The following is a 19,944-nucleotide window of genomic DNA, read 5'->3' on the forward strand; positions in this document are numbered from 1 at the left end:
GCCTGACGAAGCACAGCCATGATCTGCGGTTCCGTGAAACGGCTCTTTCTCATTCGAATCTCCTCAGCTCACGCTACGAGAAAATTCTACTTATGCAGCCCCTTAACCATGGGGAGGATTACCCGTGAAGCGTCGATCCGATGAGACGATGGTGGCACGTTGGCGAAACTGCAGGCCGCTTTTTCGAAGCGAGAAGGCCCTTTTTACACAAATCACGTGTAGGATTCATCTCGTGAAGTCAGCGCGATAGCCTGGATTCATGAGCAGACCCACATCCCCGCCCTACAAGAGCCTGAACTGGCCTACCTACAATGAAGCTTTCAAGCGCCGAGGCACGGTAACGATCTGGTTCGACCCCGAGATGAACTGGCAGGCCGCGCCGACAGGCGTGGGCGCCAGCAGATCTACAGCGGTGAGGATGCTAGGAAAACAGTTCGGGGGACTGATTTCCCGACGAGCGCCATTCAGACGTGGCTTTCGATGAAAATGCTATTCGGCACGGCACTCACGACCGGCTTCGTAGAGCCTGCTGGAGCGGGTTGGCCTCGACTGGGGCTGCCCGACTTCAGCACGCTGTCTCGCCGTCAGATGACCCTGGCATCTGCTGATCGATATCGATCCTCTAAGTGCCACCGGTTCGAGCGACCCTGCGAGGGGCATGGCGGCCCGAAGCGGCACGTTCGCCCTAGGCCGGTTCAGATTCCGATCCGCCGCAGTCGGTTCGCGATGCGGCGATAGACAAAGGGCGGCAGGGTATTCTGCAAGACCGCATGGCGGTTTTCCTGCCGGTCCGCCTTGTCCGCGGTTCCGGGGCGCGGCTTGAAAAGCGTGGAATGCGCCTTGCGGGACGAATCCCAGGTCGCGGTATAATAGTACAGTGCGATGGACATCCTGGGCTCGCCATTGGGATGCGCGACCGGCCCCGGATTTCCGTGCCAGGTGTCCGAACCGGTGTTGAAACAGACCATCCGGTTGAAGATCGGGACAAAGCTCGCGGCTTTTGCGCTCATATCCTTGTTCCAGATCTCGAACGAACCGCCCCATTCCTCGCGCCAGTCCTTGTTGAGATATATCAGGACATTGATCCGGCGTTCGAGGTTCAATTTTCCATTGTGGTTGAAATCGGCGTGAATATCCAGATGACCGCCATTCGCCACGACATGGATGCCGCCGCCGGCGAAATACGGATCTGGAATCAATCCCTCGATGCCCGTGAGCTCTTCGAGAAAAGCCAGAAAGGCCCGCGAGTTAAGCGTATGGAACAGGCTTCGCGTATAGGGTTTCAACCGTTCCGGCATGTAGCTCGATTTCTGCTTTTCCTGCGGCCGGTTGAATATGCTCTCTGCCTCGGGCAATTCCTTCAATTCGTTCCTGACGCGTTCCAGAATTTCCGGCGGCAGAAAGCCTTCGAAAGAGCCATGCGGATAAGGTTGGTTGCTGCGGTAGGATTCGGCTGCGGCGCGCCCGGCTTCGCGGGCGGCCTCGATGGGCAGCAGCAGAGTTTCTGGATCAATCGGTAGAACAGGGGCGGACATAAAAAACCTCACAATGGTTAAATGCGGCAGCTCGTGTTTTCTAACGGGGATGAGAATACGAGTGCGTGATAATAGCAAGCCCTATGCAAGTGTGGTTGATGCACTACCCTTGGATTCAACCGAGCTAATGGCCCCCAGCCATCTGGCGGAAGGTGTCGCTTTTTGCGACCAGTTCCTCGTAACTGCCTTGCGCAGCAAGAACTCCATGTTCCATAAGGAAAATACGATCACAGGTCCGGACCGTGCTCAGCCGGTGGGCAATCAGGATGATTGTCTTGTCGTTGCGGATATTCTGCACAGCTTCCATCACCACCCGCTCGGTAATATTGTCCAGTGCAGAGGTGGCTTCGTCCATGATCAGCAAAGACGGATCGCGGTAAAGCGCCCGGGCGATGCCGATGCGTTGGCGCTGCCCGCCTGAAAGGCGGACGCCCCGTTCTCCGACCAGCGTTGAATAGCCGAGCGGCAGCTCCGAGACCACGAAGTCGTGCAATGCCGCAGTTCTCGCCGCATGTTCGACCGCCGCCATGTCGATCTCATCCTTTGGCACGCCAAAGGCAATATTGGCGGCAATGCTTTCATCGGTCAGGAAGATGCTTTGCGGAACATAGCCCAGGGACTGTTGCCAGTTGCGCTGATTTTCCAGCGTGATGGGTGTGCCATCCACGCGAATTTCGCCCTCGTCCGGGACCAGAAGGCCAAGAATCAGATCGACGAGAGTCGTCTTGCCTGCTCCGGTCCCGCCGACGATCCCGACCGTCGTTCGCGCGGGAATGCTCATGTCGAGACCCGACAGGGCCGGCCGCATCGCATTGGCATAGCGAAAGCGGACCCCGGCCATGTCCAGCCGGTTCTCAAGGCGGAGGGGATGCGACATGATCTGGGCGGGGCGGGGCACGCGGATGGCCTCGGCATAATCGGCGGCAATCGTGTTCAGCACCGGCATGCTGCCCCGCATCGACGAGAGCCCATGATAGATCTGCTGGACCGCAGGCAGAAGCCGCATGACGGAAAAGGCGAAAATGCCCATAGTCGGCACGATATCGGCGATATTGCCGCCATTGCGCAGCAGGAGCACCAGAATGACGGTCAGGAGCGTGCCGAAGGTGATCGCCTCAAGGATAAAGCGGGGCAGTTCGAGCATCAGGCCGATCGCCGCGCTCGACCGGGCGCTGCGCTTTGCCGACTTTTCATAGATACGCCGATAGACATCTTCGAGGCCAAGAAGTTTGACGTCCTTGATCCCGCCCATGGCCTCTTGCGAGACGCGGAAACGCTCTCCAAAGGCCTCCATGACGGCTTCTCCCGCTTCCCGCAGTCTTTCGCGCAGCGCCAGATAGATCAGCGCGTAGCTGCCGCCGAGCATCCCCGCCGAAAGAAGCGTCACGAGCGGATCGACCAGCATCAGGAACGCGATGATCGCAAGGACCAGCAGGATATTGGCGATCAGCCGCAAGGCCGGCGATATCATTCCCCGGATCAAATTGTCTGTTTCGTTCAAGACGTTCTTGCCGATATCCGCGCTGTTGCGCGCGAGAAACCAGGTGTAGGGCTGGTGCATATAGGCACCCAGCAACCGGCTGGAAATAGTATAGCCGCGCATGGCGGCGAAGCGGATCTGCGCATAGCTTCCTAGGGCCCTGACGATCAGACCGCCGATGACAATGGCGGTGACCGCCACCGCCATGGCGATCTGGAACGCAAAGGGATCTTCATAGCCAAGCGCGCTTCGAATCTTTGTCAGGGTGCCGCTATCGTCCACGGCCGAGGGATCCGCCAGAACCTTCAGCAGCACGAGCACCGCCGTCATGGCGACGACCTCGATCAGCGCGGCGATGATCATCATCCCGGTCAGCTGCCAGAACTGCCGCCGTTCTCGGTCGTCGAACAAAGAAAATATCTTGCGGTATAGGTCAATCACAATGCACCCCACCTGACTGGGGTCACTGTGACGCGCAGACCGGTCAAAAGAAAGTGCAAATGACGCTTTTGTCCACGCGTTTCATGGCGAAACAAGCCTGCGATGCAGGCTGCCCTTGCTCTCGCAAACGGATTCATCACTCCGTTGATCCGGCTGGCGCGGCGCGCCGGAAGAAATCGTAACGATGGGTGCTGCCGGAAAAGGTGACCGAGGGCGGGCCGCATAGCGGGGCGGGTGCAAGCCCCTCGGCCAGCAGCGGCAGGGCGGGGCAGCGATCGGTATTCCAGCCGACGACCAGGATGCCCCGAGACGCAAGCAGCCGCCGCAATTGGACAAAGGCCAAGCGGCAGGTCCGGGCCTCGTTCACGCCATAGCCGAAAACACCGTTCATGACGATGGCATCGAAAACCCGGTCCAGCGGAGGGCGCGGAGGATCCGTGATATCGGCGACCGCATGCCGCCCCGCGATACCGTAGCGTTGCGCCGCGGGATCCCGATCGGCGGTCCAGACCGTTGCCCCTCCCGTTTCAAGCTGCTTCAGGACGGGCAACGTATAGCTGCGGACGCCGATGAACAGAATCGTGGGCGACGGCCTTGCTAGCAGCGCCGGGATGATTTTTTCGCGCATATAGACCCGGTCGGGCTCGGCCAGAATGCGGCGCGCCTGCAATCTCTTGTAAAGGATCTCAAGGCGCGCGATCGTGCCTTGCGGCAGAACAGCCCGCGCAATCCCCTTCATGGGATCCATGGCCGCGAAAATGTAGCGTGCCGGGCTTCGCATCAGATTGCCGTCCCATATCCTGCGGCATCCGCTATGATCCAGTTGCATCATGCTCAATTTCAGTCGGGAAATCCAGTTCATGGCCGCGTCGCGTGAAGACGTCTTGACGATCAAGGTGCTGCGCGGCCTGACCGAGATCGGCGCCGCTCTGGGTCAGCTTGAAGGCACCGACCTTCCGCAAAGCGAATCGCGGCCGTTTTCCAGCCCCGGTTTCCTTCTGGCCTTGTTCGAGGCCTATCATGCGGCGGACGATCCCCGGCTGATCGTGGCCCGAACAGCCGAGGGCCGGCTTTGCGGGCTCTTGCCGCTGGTGGGACGGCCCCTGACCCGTGGGGGTTTCACGCTGCGCGAGGGGGGATTTCCGTTCAATCCCAACACCATCCTCAATGATCCGATGATCATGGGGGCGCATGCATCCGATATTGCATCGGCCCTGATCGGGGCCGCGTTCGACAGCAGGTTCGAAACGCTGATCCTTGACCATCTGCCGGTCTCCGGCGGTCAGGCACAGGCCCTGATCGAGGGGGCGCGCCTTCGCGGCGCGCGCAGCGACCTGCCCCGCGAAAGCCGGGGGCTGTATTTCGCCGATATCAGCGGCGGGCATGCGGCCTATATGGCGACCCGGTCGAGGGACCATCGCTGGCAGATCAAGAAAACTCTGCGCAAGGCGTCCGAGGCGGGAAAGCTGCGCATCGTCGCCGCGAGGGGGGCAACCGAGATCGGCGAACGGCTCGACGAATGGTTCGCGGTCGAGCGCCGCAGCTGGCAGGGGCAGACGCCCGGCGCGGCCATGGGCGATGCCGACCGCCGGTTCCATGCCTTGCTGCTTGAACGACTGGCCCGGGACGAGGTCGGCACGCTCTGGCTCGTCTATCTCGATGGCATCGCGGTCTCGGCGCTCAGGATGATCGACGGTCCGGGACGGACGGCGGTTCATACGATGCATTTCGATGCTGATTGCCGGAAACTGGCACCCGGCCTGATCGCTTTTGACGCCATGCTGCGCGATGGCTGCGCCCGCGGCCTGACCGAGATCGACATGCACGGCACCACCGATTTCTTTGCCCGCTGGGCCACGGGACAGCGGCGGCATGTCAGCTTGCGGCTCTATCGGCCGGGCGTCAGGGGGCAGGCCTTGCAGGCGGCCCGCCTATTGGCCAAATCCCTGCAGGGCCGCTTCGCGGGCCGGGTTGCCTCCGAGTGAGAGCGCGCGGCGCTCATACGCGAGAAATCCGGCCAAACTCGCCAAGGCCAGAATGCTGGTATGCTGGTTCGATTGCCCGAGAGGGGGGATATTGCGCGCCGTCCAGCCGCCATCGGGGCGTTGTCTGGCCAGAAGGCGCATGATCCAGGCCGGGCGCACGAGATCGTGGCGACCAAGCCATTGCAGGACCATGCAACGCTCGGCGAAGAGGTCCTCGGCCCTGGCGGTCAGATCATTGGCCCGGGCGATCGGTCCGATTTCGCCCGCCATCAGCGCAGTGACGGCGTCTCTGTCGGCACCGGCATTTTCCAGCAGAATGAGGCCCCCCACAATCACATGGGTGCTGCCATAGCCCCCTTCATCGGAAAACCCTGCGAGCCTTTCAAGCAGGCCCGGACGCGGTCGCAGATCGGCCCAGGCCGTCTCGATCATCATCAGTTCGACCGGGTAATAGGGCCGTATCTCCATCACGTCGGGCAGGGCCAGAATCTCGGGACTGTCATCGCGATAATGCGGATCGAGGACGCGGAATGCGGGGTCTCGGATGGTCGCGCGGTACTGCTCCATCTGCGACTGCACGAAACCCAGCCTGGCGTCGCCCGTCCGAAGGAGGGTCTGCCGGGCGCAATGAAGCACCGACATCGACACGTCTTGTTGCGGATCGAACCAGCGGCAGGCGCGCGTCACCGCCTCGTCGATGGCGTCAAGATGACGCATCGGTTCGGCCCGGTAGATTGCATCAAGCCGCCGGTTGCGCGCCGCAGCGGTCAGCCGGTCATATCGGAATTCGGCAGATCTGCGGAGCCTTTCGAACAGCAGGCGCATCCTATCGGTCGAGCCCAGAGACAAGCCGGCGAAAAGTCTCGAAGCTTGGCCGCTTTTCAAGGTCAAAGGAGGCCAGACCGAAGGTCGGGGCATTTCGGCGCGCGCTGTAATCCTTGGCCGCGAACCAGAAAAAACCGTCTGATGCGCCCAGCTGGGAAAATGCGGCCATCATCGGATTGGTCTGCGCCGTCGCATTGGCCCGCTGATCCATGGCGTGAAAATCGGTCCAGCCATATTCCGTGAACCATACCGGTTTGCCGCCGTCGCCAGCGGCCTCGAGGATGCGGTCTATCCTGGCCCGTGCCGCTGGAAAGCGGTTCTGATACCCATAGGGGTGATAGGCCATCACGTCGAAACAGCGCGCGATGCCCAGGGCGTAGAGTTCGCGCATGACAGACTCGGCCGCCATTCCGCGATGCTGGTCCGAGGCAAGGCCGCCAAGGACCACCACCCCCGCCGGGTCATGCCGGCGGATCGCCCGGTTCGCCCGGGCCAAAAGCAGGGCATAGGCCCCGAGATGCGCGGAGGCGCTGTCGGATTTCGAAAGCCAGCCATAGCCGGGAAGGTTCGGCTCGTTGAAGATTTCCCAGTGATGCACGCCCTGCCGCGCGTAGCGCTGCACGGCTGCCGTGGCAAAGGCCTGAAATCCCTTATCGATGGCGGCCCAGTTCCGGCCATAGCCCTCGGGGATATAGGTCAGGATCGCCAGAACCTGGATCCCGCGCTGCGAGAATTGCGCAACCATGCGATCATAGGCCGCCCAGCGATAGCCGGCACCGGGTTTCGGTTCGATCCGGCTCCAGTGGAATTCCGCCCGGACCCATTTCACTCCGGTCTGGGCGATCAGGTCGATCACCGCGGGGTCCAGGGCATGTGGATCACTGATCCCGACCGGCCTCGGCGGCAGCCGCGCCCCCCCGGCGCGGCATTCCGCGACCGCCGCGCGAATTGTCTGGGGATCGGGCGAATTCCGGCCCTGCGCCGCCAGGCTTGCGGGCGCGGCGGCGGCGAGGCTCAGGACAAGGGCGCAGTGGCGGAGAATTCGGGACATAGCGGCCATGATGTTCTCCTTTCGGCGCTTTGCCTAGCGGGCGCCTTCGCGGCTCAGCACCACCGCGACGGTCCGGAGCAGGATCTGCAGATCGCGCCGCAGCGACCAATCGGTGATATAGTCGATGTCCAGATCAAGCCGCGCCTGAAGCGCCTCGCGCGTCTTGACCGCCCCGCGCGAGCCATTGACCTGCGCCCAGCCGGTGATGCCGGGCCGAACGAGGTGGCGGAGATGGTATTCGGGGATCAGATCGGCGCAAAGCCGGCCCTCGACCTCCATGCCGCAGGGATGGGCGCGCGGACCGATCAGTGCCATTTGCCCGGTCACCACATTCACGAGCTGCGGCAGTTCGTCGAGCGAACTCACCCGCAATAGCCAGCCGATTCGGGTGATGCGCGGATCCTGGTCCTGGGTCTGCCCCGCGCCCGAGCGATCAGCGCGATCGGCGGCCATGGTGCGGAATTTCAGGACGCCGAAGGGCCGGGCACCACGGCCGAAACGCGGCTGGACGAAAAGCGGGCCGCCGCGGGAATCGATCATGATCCCGACCGAGATCACCGCCAGAAGCGGCAGCAGCGCAAGCAGCATGAGCATTGCCGCCAACCATTCGATCGCGGTCTTGAGATGCCAGATCGCGCCCGAGGGCGCCGCGATCCCGCCGCCGCCAAGGCCGATTTCCGTGGCCCCGGCAAAGGGCGGCCGACCCAACTCGTGAAAAACACCCATGTCCAGACCCTGTGCCCATCGCCCGCTCACGCAGGGGATCCGAAAATTCCGATCGGTCAGGCCGGACGCTCGCCCGCGCCGCATGCTCTTGCCCCGCTAGGGGTGCAAGCAATCGGAATTATACAGGAGTTGCCCGGATTGCTCCAAGCGAATAGTCTTGTCCCATCGGAGACCGAGCCGGGTCGGGGGCGACTGTTCCATCGGCGAAGGGATCTGCCGTCATCGGGATGCAGAGATGTCCTCCACCGATCTGGCCGCTGCAGACAAGATCGACTGGTTGATCCGGCGGCTGCGGCCGGGCTGGATCCGGAACCCGCTCGCCGTGGCGTTAGACCGCTATGAACGTTTCGCACCCCTGCGCCGCATGGACCTGCCGGAAGGCCAGAGGCTTTGCGTCATCGCGCCTCATCCTGATGATGAAAGCATCGGTTGCGGGGGGCTTTTGCGGCTCTGGACTTTGGCCGGTCGCAGCGCCGAAGTGCTGTTCCTGACCGATGGTGCATTGGGATCGCGGGCCAGCCGGGACCGGAATTTGCCTGCCGAGATGCGCGCGGCCGCGCAGCGCGACACCGCGGCACGCCGGCGCGGCGAGGCTCGGGTCGCGCTGGAACTGCTGGGGGCCAGCGCGCAATGGCTGGGCGGAAGGGATGGCAACCTTGCCGCCGATGCCGCCCGTCTGACTGAAAGCCTGGCCGCGCATTGGAGATCACATCCGCCAGATCTGCTGGCCGCACCCTTTCCCGCCGACCGGCATGGCGACCATGCCGCGGCGGCGCGGATCGTGGCGGATGCCGCTGGCCGCGCGCTGCGCGCGGATCTCGTCATGCTGGGTTACGAAGTCTGGAGCCCGGTTCCGGCCAATGCGGTTCTGGATGTGACCCCCGTCGCCGAGACCAAATGGCAGGCGATTGCCGCCCATGAATCTCAGGTCGCCACCACCGATTACGTCAGCGCCGCACGCGGGCTCGGCGCGTATCGCGCGATCACCGCCGGGATGGGGCCGGGGACGGCCGAGGCATTCCATCTGGCTGCCTTGTCCGACTATCGGGCGCTCGCAAATCGGCTGCGGGTCTGAAGCGCGTGCCGGTGGTCCTGCAACTGACCGACAAGGGGCCGGGAGGCGGCGGCATCCGGCGCGTCGTCGAGTTGCATGGCGAGATTCTGACCGGGGCCGGTCTGGATCTGCGCCGGTTGCGGCTCTTGGGGCCGGGGGCCGCCAGCACCGAAGCGGCGCTGCCGGTTCGGCCCGGTTGGGGCGCACGCCCTAGCGCGCAAGAGGCTGAGGCTTTCCGCGCCGCGCTTGTGGGGGCGGATGTCATCCATCTGCATCTGGGCTTTCACGCCCTTGCGCCGTGGCATGTCGAGATCGCCGCGCAGGTCGCGCCGGTGCTGGCCTTTCTGCATGATGTGTCGCCCTTTCGCGATCAGTTGGGCGTGGGAACATCGGCGGGCGGCTGGAAATCCCTGCCCGAGGGCGTGATGGCGCGGCTGCGCGCAGGCACGCGCCGCGCCTTGTGGCAGATGCTGATCCATCGCGCCGCGTTTCTGGTCGCGCCAAGCGCTTATCTCGCCCGGCTCGCGGTCACGGCGGGGGCCGTTCCGGGCCGCGTCCTGCATCTTCCGCATCCGCTTGCCGCGCGGGCCGCGCCAGCCATGCCGCTCGGATCCGATCCGGTCCTGCTTTACGCCGGCCGCCTGTCGCCCGAGAAGGGGGTTTTCCTGCTGGCCGAAACCCTTGCCCGGATCGGAACGCCCGGCGCGCGGCTGATCGTCCTGGGCGCGGGGCCGGCCGAAAAGCGGATGAAGCAGCAGGTGGCAAGGCTTGGACTGGACCAGCGGGTCGCCTTTCTGGGGCAGATCCCGCCCGACACCGTCCCGGACCATCTTGGCCGGGCCCGTGCGGTCCTGCATCCTTCGCTCGTCGCCGAGGGGCTCGGCCTTGCCGGGATCGAGGCCATGCAGGCCGGACGTCCAGTCGCCGGTTTCGGATTGGGCGGGACCTCGGATTGGCTGATCGACGGGCGGACCGGGCTGGTCGCGCCGCCCGGGGATGTCCGCGCGCTTGCCGCCGCCGCCGACCGGCTGCTTTGCCTGGACGGGCTCGCCGAAGCACTCGGGGCGTCTGCCCATGACCATGTCAGTGAAAGATTTTCCCACGAAACCGTGGCGCGCGGCCTGCTGGCGATGACCGTTGGGGCAATCGGGGCGCTGGCATGACGGATCTGCTCATCATCACCACGCTGGATGTCGAGGGCCGCAACAACAACCGCGAACATCACGCGATCAAGGCATTGCGCAGCCATTACGACCGGGTGACCGTCGTCTATCGCAGGCGCGGGACTGGGGGGCGCGCTGGCTGGGCAATGTTGAGGTCCGAGACCCGGATCTCGGTCAAAGATGGCGTGACTTTCGTGGCGGTCCTGCCTGCGCTCAATCCGCCGGATGGCGCTGTGCGCCTTCATGCCCATGCGGGCGGGCGGACAGCGCGCTTGCGGCACCTGCTGGCGGGGCTTCTCGACAGCGCGGGCATACTGCGCGATCTCTGCACGATCTCGGCCCTTGCAGCGGCGGCGCGCGGCCGGATCCGGACCGCCGATACGCTTGTCGAGGCCTTTGGCCCTTGGGCGAGCACGGCGGCAGGCCGATTGCGCCGCGAGGGATTGATCCGCCACCATGTCTATATCGACCGGGATTACGAGCCCGGCTTCATGGTCTCGCCGCTCAGGCGTCGCTGGGCGGGCTTGTGCGAATCCCGGGCGGCGGCCCGTGCCGATCTGACCCTGAGCATCGGAGGCCGTCTTGCCGATCGCTTTCGCGGCATCTCGGGCGCGAATGTCCGGCTGTCTCCGACCGGCGTCGATCTGGCGCGGTTTCGCCCGGTCATCCAGCGCGAGCCGCTGCCCCGGCTGATCTTTTCCGGCGAGGTTGCCCCCTGGAGCGGCATCGAAGAGGCGATCGCGGCGCTTGGGCTTTTGCGGCGTCGCGGCTGGGATGCGTCTCTGGACATTCATGGCCCCTGTATCGGGCCGTATCGCGCTGAACTGGACCGCGTGATCGGGCTGGCGGGGCTCAGGGCGCATGTGGTCCTGCATGGAAGCCAGCCGCGCGGGGCGGTTCTCGCGGCTCTGGAACGGGGCGGGATCGGGCTTGCGGTCTTTCGCCCGCATCCGCTGCGCATCCATGCCGCCCCGCTCAAGCTGTGGGAATATCTGGCGGCAGGATTGCCGGTTCTCGCGCTCTCAGGCTCCGAGGCCGGCGATCTGGTCACGCGCAGCGGCGCCGGTCTGACCTGTGCGGCGGAACCCGTCGCGATTGCAGAGACGCTGCAGCGGATGCTCGGCGATGCTGCGGGCTTTGCGGCCATGTCCGAAGCCGGGCCGCGGGCCGCGGCCGGGCAGGATTGGTCGGCGGTTTTCGCGGCCGAGCAGCGCATGCTTGCGGAATTGCAGATGGGCCGCCTGGGCTTGCCCGGTCACCGGCCCGGCGAGGCCCTGTCTTGACGCGGGGCGAGGGCCGCATCCGCGTGCTGGTCAACGCGATCAATGACAATGCCGAACCGCGGGGGCCGGATCGCTATCTGATGGCGCTGTTGCCGCGCATGACCCTCTGTGACGCGGAATTGTCGCTCACGGTTCTGCTCGCCCCTTGGCAGCAGCGGCTGCGCAGCGCGCTGACCGCGGCGGGGGTCGAGACGGCGCTTGCCGATCCACCCCGCGCCCCGGCTGCGCGTCTTTTGTGGCAGGCCGGTGTCTTTCCGCGTCTGGCGCGGGATGTCGCGCCGGATGTAGTGTTTCTGCCGAACCTGATCTGGACGCCGGGCCTGCGCATCCCCTCGGTCATCACGGCGCATGATCTTCTGCATTTCCGCAGTCCCGAGAAATTCGGCCTCATGAAGGCCCGGCTCTTGCGTCTGGTGATCGGGCTCGCCTTGCGCCGCTCGGACCGGATCATTGCGGTCTCGGACTTCACCGCCCGGGATGCGGTCCGTTTCGCGGGGGTCCCGGAAAGCCGGCTCGCGGTCGTGCCGAATGGAGGCCCGGCCCCCGAGCCGCGCCCGGCGGGGGCAGAGGACGACGGCAGTTTCCTCTTCGTCGGCAAGCTCGAACGCAGCAAGGGGATTGTCGCCATGGTCCGGGCCTTTCTGGACCGCGAGACCCTGTTCGAGCGCGGCGCCCGTCTGCGCATCGTCGGTCCCGAGGGCAATGCCGCGGCGGAGATCCGGGCGGCGATGGGCCCGCAATCCCGGGGGATCGAGCGGCTGGGCTATGTCGATGACGCGACGCTGGAAGGGCTTTACCGCTCTTGCCGGGCCTTCGTCTTTCCCTCGGTGGCCGAGGGTTTCGGGCTGGTCGTGCTCGAGGCGATGGCGCGGGGCGCGCCGGTCATTGCCGCCCGCGCCACCTCGCTGCCCGAGGTGGTGGGCGATGCGGGACTGCTGGTGGAGCCAGATGACGAGGTGGGGCTGGCCGATGCGATGGAGCGCATCGCCAGTGATGACAGGCTTTTTGGCGAGTTGCAGCGCCGGGGCTATGCGCGGCTTGCGCAGTTTTCATGGGACGATGCGGCGGCGCGCATGGCAGGCATTCTGCGCGAGGTGGCGCGATGACCTCTGTCCGGGTCAGCGTGGTTTTGCCGCTTTACAATGACGGCCATGCGATCGGCGCGGTTCTGGAGGCGCTTCGGTTGCAGCGTGACGCGCCGGATTTCGAGGTGATCGTTGTCGATGATGGCTCCAGTGATGACGGCCCGGACCATGTCCAGCCGCCCTTCCGCCTGATCCGGCAGGAAAACGCAGGCCCCGCCGCGGCCCGCAATCGTGGCGCAGCCGAGGCAATGGGCGAGGTCATTCTGTTCCTCGATTCCGACTGCACGCCCCCGCCCGGATGGGTGGCGCGGATGGCCCTGCCAATCCTGGAGGGCGGCTTCGATGCGGTCATGGGAACGATCCGCGCGGCGAATGACGGCGTGGTTCCCCGCCTCGTGCAACTCGAGATCGAGGACCGCTATCGCGGCATGTCCGCCGCCCAGAATGGGGTGGATTTCATCGCCGCCCCGTCCTGCGGATTCAGCCGCGCGGTATTCTTACGGATCGGCGGATTTGATGCCCGGCTGCGACAGGCCGAAGATGTCGAGATCGCCTACCGGCTGACCGCCGCGGGTGGGCGCATCGCCTTTGTCGACGAGGTTCCCGTCGCCCATCTGCATCAGACCGGATGGCGCGAATATCTCGCCGTCAAATACCGCCGCGCCTTGGGCAGGCTACGGGTCTTTGACCTGCATCCCGAGAAACGCCGGCATGACAGCTGGACGCCGCTTGCCTTCAAGTTGCAATTCGCGCTGGTGGCGCTGAGCCTGCCTGTCGCACTTGCCGCACTGCTCTTTGACGCCCGGATTTTCGGGCTGCTCGCGCTGCTTCTGGCCGCTGCTGTGGGCTTGGGTTGGCCCCTTGTCGCCGGTGCAGGAGATCGCCTCGCCGATCTTGTCGGCCGCCCCAAGGCCTATCTGATCGCGGCGGCCTATGTCATCTTGCGCAGTGTCGTGATCCTTGCGGCCATGGTCCGGCTTCGGCTGTCTCGCAGAAGCGATGGCAAGGACCGGGCCGGGTGACGCGGCCCTTGCGCATCTGGCCCTGGCTGGTTCTCGGACTTGCTGCGGGCGTTCTGGTTCTTGCCGAACCCGCGCTCAGGCAGGTGCTGCCACGCCAGATTTGGATCGCCTTGGGTCTGGGTGAAGCGCCGCTGCGCTTTCTTCCTCTGGCGCTGACCGGGCTGATCGCTGCGGGACTGGGTCTGCATGTCCTGCGCGCGATGCCCGATTTCGCGACCGGCGCGCTCGCGGCCCTGCTGGCCGCCGCGCAGGTGAACGGCGTCGGGGCGGGGCCGCTCGACCTGTTCGATCTTGCGCTTGGGCTTGTCTTTCTGGGATGGATCGCGCGTTTCGCGTTGGATGCCGACAGACCGCTGCGCCTTTCCTTCCTGTTCTTCGTGACCGGAGGATTTTTGCTACTCGCATTGGCCCATCTGCCCGTGATGAGTCCGGTCAAATGGCTGGTCGGTCTGGTGGGCGTGATCCGTATCAGCCTGATTTCCCTGCTGATCGTGGACATGCTGCGCAGCCGGGCCGTGATCGACAACACGCTCTTTGCGCTGGTCGTCGTGGCCGCTTGCAGCGCGGCGGTCGGGGTGGTCCAGTTCGGTCTGGCCTATTTCGGGCTCTATTACTTCACCCTCATCGATCCTCCGGTCACCGCATTCAAGCCCACCCCGATCGGCTTTGTCATGCGGGCCTCGGGTTTTTGCGAAACGGCGCAGCATTACTCGAGCTTCTTGCTCTATGCCTTGCCCGCCGCGCTCTGGCGGCTTTCCGACCGCATGCGGCTGGGAGATCTGCTGGTCTGTCTGCTGCTGCTGGCGGGTATTACCGTTGCCTTCAACTTCGCGGCGATATTCGGGGCGGCGCTGATCCTCACGCTCTTTCCGCTGCTGCGTTGGCCTGATCGGGCGATACAAATCGTCCTGTTCGGCATGGCGCTGCTTGTGACCGCCTATTATGCCGGACTTGCCGAGTTGATCCATGATGTGACATTCGGCGATTCCGGTGTCGCCAAGGGCGTGGACCAGCGCCGGATGCTGTTCCAACTGGGGCTGGAGCAGGTGGCGCGCAACCCGTGGTTCGGGACCGGGCTGGGGGGATTCGGCGCGGTCGACGGCAATTTCTGGGACCGCCCGGTGCATAATATCTTTGGTCAGTCCGCCGCCGAACTCGGGATCTTGGGATTTCTCCTGATCCTGTCGGTGTTTCTGGTCCTGCCGCTCGACCTCGGGGCTGTCCTGATGCGCGGCAGCCCGGACCGTGCGGCGGCCGCGCAAAGCCTGATGATGGTGCTTGGCGGATTGGTCGCCTCTCAGGCCGAGCCGAACCTGCAGCAAAGCAATCTTTGGCTGGTTCTTGCCCTCGCGCAGGCCGTGATCCTGACGGCGGCAAGGTCACAGGATCACGGTCGTCAGCCCCAGCAGCCCCAATGAGACGATCAGCACCAGCATCCAGAAAAGAAGCGCCTCGATCGTCTTGCCGAACCGCGCGCCTCTGCGTCGCCGAAGCGCCGTTTCATATTCCTGCGGCTCGAGCCACCTGCCTTCGAAGAGCCGCTCGCCGCGTCGCAAGGCCGCGACTGTTTCGCGGCGGATCGCCTGCCGCGTGATTTCGCGGATATGCGGGTTCTCGCCCGCTTCTTCGGACAAAGGGACCGCTGGCCGGGTCATTCAGGGCTGAAATGAAAGACGAGGTTCAGGACGACCACCAGCGCAAAGATCGCGAAGGCCGCCGCGAAGATGCCGATGCAGGCCGCCCCGAGAAGCCGCAGCAGCAGGTCGTGGGTCTGCTCGCGCCGCGCGGCATCCTGCCCCAGCTCGCGCTCGAGCGTGGTGCGGAACTCTGCCGCATGGCTGCGGATCCGCGCGGTCCACGGCTGTGTCTCTGCTTCGTTCATACCGTCCCCCGCGGCGCGGCGGGAAAGCCCGCATCGCTATTGCCTGCGCGAAGCTGCGCCATCTCGTGTTCGTCAAAAAGCGGAAGCGGCGCGTGCTCGACCCTCATCCGATGGGCCGCGCGATGGGAATGTGCAACGAAAAGCGCGTAATAGGCACCAAAGATCAGGCCGCACAAGGCTGCGACAATGATATTGAGGGTGACCAGCGGAAAGATCGGGCGCAGTGGCGCCGAGGCTTGCTCGACCAGCACAAGGGGCGGTGTGGCATGGTTCGCCTGCAGCCGCGCCGAGGCCAAGTTCGCGCTTGCCGTCGAGATTTGCAGATCAAGCCGGTCGGCTTCGAGCCCCCGCTCTTCGGCGTTTCCCGTCTCCGCCAAAGCTGCGCGAAAGGAAGCGGCGGCCTTGTCCAGCGCCTGCTCGGAAGCGGCAAGAAGCGCGTTCAGCCCGTCCTGCGACGCGATGGCCAGCGCGCGTTCCAGCCGGATCTGCTCATGCATGCTGCCGGGCGGGCGGGTCTGGGCTTGTTCGATCCGGGCCGTCTCACGGGAGATCGAAGCCTCGAGATCCTCGATTTGCCCTTGCAGGGCCTGACGACGCGGGCTGGCCGGACCCTCGGTATTCGAGGCCAGATCGACGCGGAGTTGCAGCAGGATCTCTTGCATGCTGGCCAGCAGCGCGGTGGTGTCGAGCGTCTCGCCCCGGCTGTAATGCGCGGCCTCGGATTCGAGTGCCGCATCGAGCGACGCGATACGGGCCGAGGTCTCGGCAAGCCGCCCATGCAATTCGTCGCGCCGGGTCTCGGCGGCGCGGTGGCTCTCTTGCAATTGCGCGAGCGCGGCCGCATCCGCCGTCGACAAGCTGCCCATGCGCAAATCGAGCAGCCTCGCGTCAAGCGCGGCGCGCTCTTCGCGCAGCGCCGCGATTTGCGCCTCCAAGGCCGCAGCGCGATCCGCGGCCCGCTGCCGCATCGACCGTTCATGGAATTCGCGATAGAGGTCTCTTGCCTCATTGGCCATCCGGGCGGCGCGTTGCGGATCGGGATGTCGGGCGAAAACATCGAGCATGAATTCGCCGCTGACCGTCACATCCACCCGCTTTTGCACCTCGCCCAAGGGCATGTCGAGACGGCGGGCCAATGCCTCCATGATCTCGCGCCCGCGCAGGATGCCCACGTCGAGCGATGCAGCCTTTTCCTCGGGGGTCGGGTACAGCACGCCCGGCGGCGCATCCGGGGCAGGACCGAGATAATGCGGCTCCTGCGTATTGCTTGCGAGATAGAATGTCGTCTTGGCCTCATAGATCGGGGTCACACTGATGCTGAAAAGCCAGGCCGCGAGGCCCGCACAGGCGGCGGTCACAAGGATCAGACCCCGCCAGCGGTAGATGTCGCGCCAGTGCTGATGCAGGGGAACATCGGTCAAGGCAGCCTCTCTTGCGCGCAAGGGCCGTACGGGCCGCTATGCATCAGGGACGCCCATATGAGAAGATTGCCGCATTCCGGGCGCATGATTCGGGGTCCATTTTCGCACATGCTGTTCAACTGTCTTACGAAAATCATGCTGGTACTGGCCTTCTGCGCCGGGGCAGTTGAGGCCCAGGAGCCGGGGCTGATGCCCGGCGACCTCGTGGACCTGAGGATCTATGGCCGCGACGATCTGTCGGGTCAGCGTCGGATCGATCAGGGAGGACGTCTTCTGGTGCCGCTCCTGGGCCGCGTCGAGGCGCAGGGCCTGGCGCCCGAGGCGCTTGAGGCGCGCATTTCCGAGGGTCTTGATGACGAGGGCTTCGTGCAGGGTGCCTCTGTCGCCATCGACCTGCTGCGCCGTCCCGATGTCTTTGTCGATGGCGACGTTGCCGCGCCCGGTGCCTATGAATGGCGGCCGGGCCTGACGGTGCGCCATGCCATCACGCTGGCGGGCGGGATGGCGGGCGCGCGCCCCGATGAGCTGTCGACCACGCTCGAGGCCTATCGGGCGCAGGAAACCCATGGCGAATTGCTGACGCGAATTGACATTCTGCGCGCGCGCGAGGCCCGGCATCTCGCCGAGATCGAATTCGCGCAAAAGCTGGTCGTCGCTCGGGACGTCCTGCCCGAGACGGCCGGGCCGATCCGTTTTCCCGAAGATATTCTGGCGCTACCCGCGCTCGTCGCCCTCCGACAGGCCGAGGCCGATGTGCTGGATCACCAATCCGCCCTTCACCTCGCCTCGATCCGCTCGATGCGGTTGCAGCGGGAGGCGCTGACCCGCACGCATGAGCTGTTGAAGCGGCGCATGGATGTCAACCAGAGCACCGTCGATCTGCTGCGTGGACGGCTCGAAGAGTTGCTCACCCTGTCCCGCTCGGGTTTGATCCGCACTCAGGAGGTGGTCGAGATGCAGACCGCTCTTTCCAGCGCCGAAAGCTCGCAGCTGGAACTGCTGACCAGCCTTGCCACCAATGAGCAAGAGACGCAGCGCCAGGATCTGTCGATCCAGAGCGTTGGCATGGAGTCCCGCCGAGCCGCCGCCGAGGCGCTGGAAAGCGTGCGTACGGACCTGGCTTTGGCGCGGGCTGAACTGCCCGCCGTCGCGCGGGCTTTCTCTGTGGCGCGCGCCTATCTGGCGCAGCCCGGAGAGTTGCATGAGACCGAAAAGAGCGGGCTTGCGATCCGGCGCATCCCTCCCGGTCAGGCGTCCGGACCAGAGGCAGGGCTGGATGATGCGCTTGGCCCCGGTGACATGGTCGTGGTAAGCCGGGCCGAACTCCCCGGCTCGGACCGACGGAGGGCGGGAGGATGGCGTGCCGATTAGGGCCTGAACCGGCTCTCTCGCATCGGACCGATGGCGCAGCTGGCTCGCCGCCCCACCCGTTCCCGCAAGCAGCACCGCGATACGGCAGTAGCTGCAAGGCCATACGGTCAGGCAAGTGCGATGTGTCGGCAGTCCTGGCCTCTTCGGCGGTGCGCGAAAGCGGCACCAAAGGTTTGCTGCGCGCGCCCTACGGGGTGGCCTCGTTTAGGATCAGCCTCGGCTAGTGTGTTCCGCCCGATGATAGATCCAGCAGATCAACGGCGTCAGCGACCTAAGATCCTGCGCAGGCACGAGTTCACAGTGTCGATGAGTGGCAAGGGCAATCGCTACGATAACTCCACCGTCGAAAGCTTCATCAAACCGCTGAAGGCCGATTTGGTCCGGCGCTGCGACTGGCACACCCGACGTGATGTCGAGATCGTCCTCTTCGAAGACATCAATGTCTTCTGCAACCCGCGCCGGAAACACTCGGCACAGGCGTGGTCTTGGATCAGAGGTCGCCCAACATGAGCACCCGACCGGAACATACCCGGCGCAGGCCCAGCAGCATTCCCTGGGACCCGCGATACGGTATGTTCACGGCCAGGGTCTTCTGGCGGCGAGACAGCGTGCTGAAGTCGGGCAGCCCCCAGTCGAGGCCAACCCGCTCCAGCAGGCTCTACGAAGCCAGTCGTCTGCCAGAGCGCCAAGACGGCGAACTTCCGATGTCGTGCAGACGCTCGAACGGGTTTGCGGGCGGATTGGTTATCCCAGGACGATACGAGTCGATAACGGCAGCGAATTTACCTCTCGGGACCTCGATCTCTGGGCCTATGCCAAAGACGTCACGCTGGATTTCTCCCGGGCCGGCAAACCCACCGACAACGGCTTCATCGAGGCGTTCAACCGCAAGCTCCGGTCAGAGTGTTTGAACGCCCACTGGTTCATGGACCTTGCCGACGCACGCGAAAAACTGGAGGATTGGCGCAGGCACTACAACGAGGACCGACCCCATAGCGCGATCGGATACAACGTCCCGATCGCCACGCATTATCCCGATGGCGCCGCCAGCCCGCCATCGAGATCAGAGCCGGAAAACTCCAAGATCCAGCCGTCCAGCCTTGGGGAGCGGAGCACCAACCTGCAGACTCTCGTGATGAATGAGGGACCAGAAGGGGGCAGGTCAGCGGCCATGTCGCTGGGAATGCCTGCGCGGCGGCCACCGTCGACCTCGGCCTTCTTGACCTAGTCGTTCAGCGTGTTCGCGCAACAGCCGATCTTCGCCGCGATAGACGTGATCGCCTGCCACCTAGAACCCTGCGGACCAGCGCCGTGGATAACCATCCGCACGGCGCCCTCGTGGACTTGATGGGAGAGCTTGTTCGTGGTCTTGCTCATGATACGCCATCATACTCAGGAGTTGGAGCCTCCGGCAAACCCAGGGTGTCCACTTAACCTTCTTGGCTAACGAATTTCATGACGGTTTCGATCGGTCTGCGCCCCATGTTGCGGTAGCCGAGATGGGGCCTTTCGGTGTTGTAATGGACGAGCCACGCATCGAGATCGGCCTGCAACGCATCGACGGTTTCGTAGAAGGTCTCGCGCATCTTCACCCGGACAAACTCGTCCAGGACCGTACCG

At 64.6% G+C, this 19,944-nt stretch carries 18 protein-coding genes and 5 pseudogenes; 11 read left to right on the forward strand and 12 right to left on the reverse strand.

All coding sequences use genetic code 11. The features are described 5' to 3' along the window. Positions 1-259 precede the first annotated feature (259 nt). Positions 260-681 (forward strand): annotated as a pseudogene (locus tag ESZ60_RS18995) (transposase); the annotation flags it as partial. Positions 682-695: 14 nt separating this feature from the next. Here ESZ60_RS18995 and ESZ60_RS19000 read toward each other — a convergent pair. The 3 genes from ESZ60_RS19000 to ESZ60_RS19010 all read right to left on the reverse strand — a co-directional run bounded on the left by ESZ60_RS19000 (position 696) and on the right by ESZ60_RS19010 (position 4,288). Beyond that, entirely contained in the window at positions 696-1,535 is an 840-nt protein-coding gene (locus ESZ60_RS19000; protein WP_134682271.1) for a 2OG-Fe(II) oxygenase, read from the reverse strand. Positions 1,536-1,659: 124 nt separating this feature from the next. Beyond that, a complete protein-coding gene (locus ESZ60_RS19005; RefSeq protein ID WP_134682272.1) occupies positions 1,660-3,426 on the reverse strand; it encodes an ABC transporter ATP-binding protein in 1,767 nt (588 codons plus the stop codon). Between the two features lie 166 nt (positions 3,427-3,592). Next, the gene (locus ESZ60_RS19010; RefSeq protein ID WP_134682273.1) at positions 3,593-4,288 is read right to left on the reverse strand and encodes a class I SAM-dependent methyltransferase; all 696 of its coding nucleotides are present in this window, start codon (positions 4,286-4,288) and stop codon (positions 3,593-3,595) included. 28 nt (positions 4,289-4,316) lie between these two features. On the opposite strand from ESZ60_RS19010, the gene ESZ60_RS19015 reads away from it, so the two are divergent. Further along, the gene (locus ESZ60_RS19015) at positions 4,317-5,441 is read left to right on the forward strand and encodes a GNAT family N-acetyltransferase (RefSeq protein WP_167620233.1); all 1,125 of its coding nucleotides are present in this window, start codon (positions 4,317-4,319) and stop codon (positions 5,439-5,441) included. On the opposite strand, the gene ESZ60_RS19020 is transcribed toward ESZ60_RS19015, so the two are convergent. Genes ESZ60_RS19020 through ESZ60_RS19030 form a run of 3 tightly spaced genes read right to left on the reverse strand, consistent with a single transcriptional unit; the run spans position 5,388 to position 8,043 of the window. After that, the gene (locus ESZ60_RS19020) at positions 5,388-6,266 is read right to left on the reverse strand and encodes a hypothetical protein (RefSeq protein WP_134682275.1); all 879 of its coding nucleotides are present in this window, start codon (positions 6,264-6,266) and stop codon (positions 5,388-5,390) included. The genes ESZ60_RS19015 and ESZ60_RS19020 overlap by 54 nt on opposite strands. Before the next feature lies 1 nt (position 6,267). Beyond that, the gene (locus tag ESZ60_RS19025) at positions 6,268-7,326 is read right to left on the reverse strand and encodes a cellulase family glycosylhydrolase (RefSeq protein ID WP_134682276.1); all 1,059 of its coding nucleotides are present in this window, start codon (positions 7,324-7,326) and stop codon (positions 6,268-6,270) included. Positions 7,327-7,350: 24 nt separating this feature from the next. Beyond that, positions 7,351-8,043: a sugar transferase gene (locus ESZ60_RS19030; RefSeq protein ID WP_134682286.1), complete on the reverse strand. Its 693-nt coding sequence runs from the start codon at positions 8,041-8,043 to the stop codon at positions 7,351-7,353. A 235-nt stretch (positions 8,044-8,278) separates the two neighbouring features. On the opposite strand from ESZ60_RS19030, the gene ESZ60_RS19035 reads away from it, so the two are divergent. Genes ESZ60_RS19035 through ESZ60_RS19060 form a run of 6 tightly spaced genes read left to right on the forward strand, consistent with a single transcriptional unit; the run spans position 8,279 to position 15,068 of the window. Next, entirely contained in the window at positions 8,279-9,118 is an 840-nt protein-coding gene (locus tag ESZ60_RS19035; RefSeq protein WP_134682277.1) for a PIG-L deacetylase family protein, read from the forward strand. 11 nt (positions 9,119-9,129) lie between these two features. Then, entirely contained in the window at positions 9,130-10,260 is a 1,131-nt protein-coding gene (locus ESZ60_RS19040; protein WP_167620234.1) for a glycosyltransferase family 4 protein, read from the forward strand. Beyond that, a complete protein-coding gene (locus ESZ60_RS19045) occupies positions 10,257-11,543 on the forward strand; it encodes a glycosyltransferase (RefSeq protein WP_134682279.1) in 1,287 nt (428 codons plus the stop codon). Before ESZ60_RS19040 ends, ESZ60_RS19045 begins: the two co-directional genes overlap by 4 nt. Further along, positions 11,540-12,649, forward strand: coding sequence for a glycosyltransferase family 4 protein (locus tag ESZ60_RS19050; RefSeq protein WP_134682280.1), 1,110 nt, complete (start codon positions 11,540-11,542; stop codon positions 12,647-12,649). Before ESZ60_RS19045 ends, ESZ60_RS19050 begins: the two co-directional genes overlap by 4 nt. Further along, positions 12,646-13,650, forward strand: a complete 1,005-nt coding sequence (locus tag ESZ60_RS19055; RefSeq protein ID WP_167620235.1) for a glycosyltransferase family 2 protein — start codon at positions 12,646-12,648, stop codon at positions 13,648-13,650. Before ESZ60_RS19050 ends, ESZ60_RS19055 begins: the two co-directional genes overlap by 4 nt. Further along, on the forward strand, positions 13,647-15,068 hold the full coding sequence (locus ESZ60_RS19060; RefSeq protein WP_134682282.1) for a hypothetical protein: 1,422 nt from the start codon (positions 13,647-13,649) through the stop codon (positions 15,066-15,068). The genes ESZ60_RS19055 and ESZ60_RS19060 overlap by 4 nt, the downstream gene beginning before the upstream one ends. On the opposite strand, the gene ESZ60_RS19065 is transcribed toward ESZ60_RS19060, so the two are convergent. The 3 genes from ESZ60_RS19065 to ESZ60_RS20930 are packed head-to-tail and all read right to left on the reverse strand — an operon-like array spanning position 15,030 to position 16,953. Beyond that, positions 15,030-15,305, reverse strand: a complete 276-nt coding sequence (locus tag ESZ60_RS19065) for a hypothetical protein (RefSeq protein WP_134682283.1) — start codon at positions 15,303-15,305, stop codon at positions 15,030-15,032. The two genes, ESZ60_RS19060 and ESZ60_RS19065, sit on opposite strands and share 39 nt — an antisense overlap. After that, on the reverse strand, positions 15,302-15,532 hold the full coding sequence (locus tag ESZ60_RS19070; protein ID WP_134682284.1) for a hypothetical protein: 231 nt from the start codon (positions 15,530-15,532) through the stop codon (positions 15,302-15,304). The genes ESZ60_RS19065 and ESZ60_RS19070 overlap by 4 nt, the downstream gene beginning before the upstream one ends. Further along, a complete protein-coding gene (locus ESZ60_RS20930; protein WP_167620236.1) occupies positions 15,529-16,953 on the reverse strand; it encodes a GumC domain-containing protein in 1,425 nt (474 codons plus the stop codon). The genes ESZ60_RS19070 and ESZ60_RS20930 overlap by 4 nt, the downstream gene beginning before the upstream one ends. Before the next feature lie 135 nt (positions 16,954-17,088). On the opposite strand from ESZ60_RS20930, the gene ESZ60_RS20935 reads away from it, so the two are divergent. Continuing rightward, a complete protein-coding gene (locus ESZ60_RS20935; protein ID WP_167620237.1) occupies positions 17,089-18,324 on the forward strand; it encodes a polysaccharide biosynthesis/export family protein in 1,236 nt (411 codons plus the stop codon). A gap of 273 nt (positions 18,325-18,597) precedes the next feature. Then, a pseudogene (locus ESZ60_RS21510) lies at positions 18,598-18,834 on the forward strand (hypothetical protein); the annotation flags it as partial. A 34-nt stretch (positions 18,835-18,868) separates the two neighbouring features. On the opposite strand, the pseudogene ESZ60_RS19080 reads toward ESZ60_RS21510, so the two are convergent. After that, positions 18,869-19,013: pseudogene (locus ESZ60_RS19080) on the reverse strand (transposase); the annotation flags it as partial. A 5-nt stretch (positions 19,014-19,018) separates the two neighbouring features. On the opposite strand from ESZ60_RS19080, the pseudogene ESZ60_RS19085 reads away from it, so the two are divergent. Continuing rightward, positions 19,019-19,381, forward strand: a pseudogene (locus ESZ60_RS19085) (integrase core domain-containing protein); the annotation flags it as partial. Between the two features lie 170 nt (positions 19,382-19,551). Here the strand turns inward: ESZ60_RS19085 and ESZ60_RS20940 are convergent. Continuing rightward, positions 19,552-19,701 (reverse strand): annotated as a pseudogene (locus tag ESZ60_RS20940) (IS3 family transposase); the annotation flags it as partial. Between the two features lie 53 nt (positions 19,702-19,754). Then, positions 19,755-19,944 (reverse strand): integrase core domain-containing protein (locus ESZ60_RS19090; RefSeq protein ID WP_167620214.1); only part of this gene is annotated, 190 nt, incomplete at its 5' end.

The sequence above is a fragment of the Paracoccus ravus genome (assembly GCF_004522175.1).
Lineage (GTDB): Bacteria > Pseudomonadota > Alphaproteobacteria > Rhodobacterales > Rhodobacteraceae > Paracoccus > Paracoccus ravus.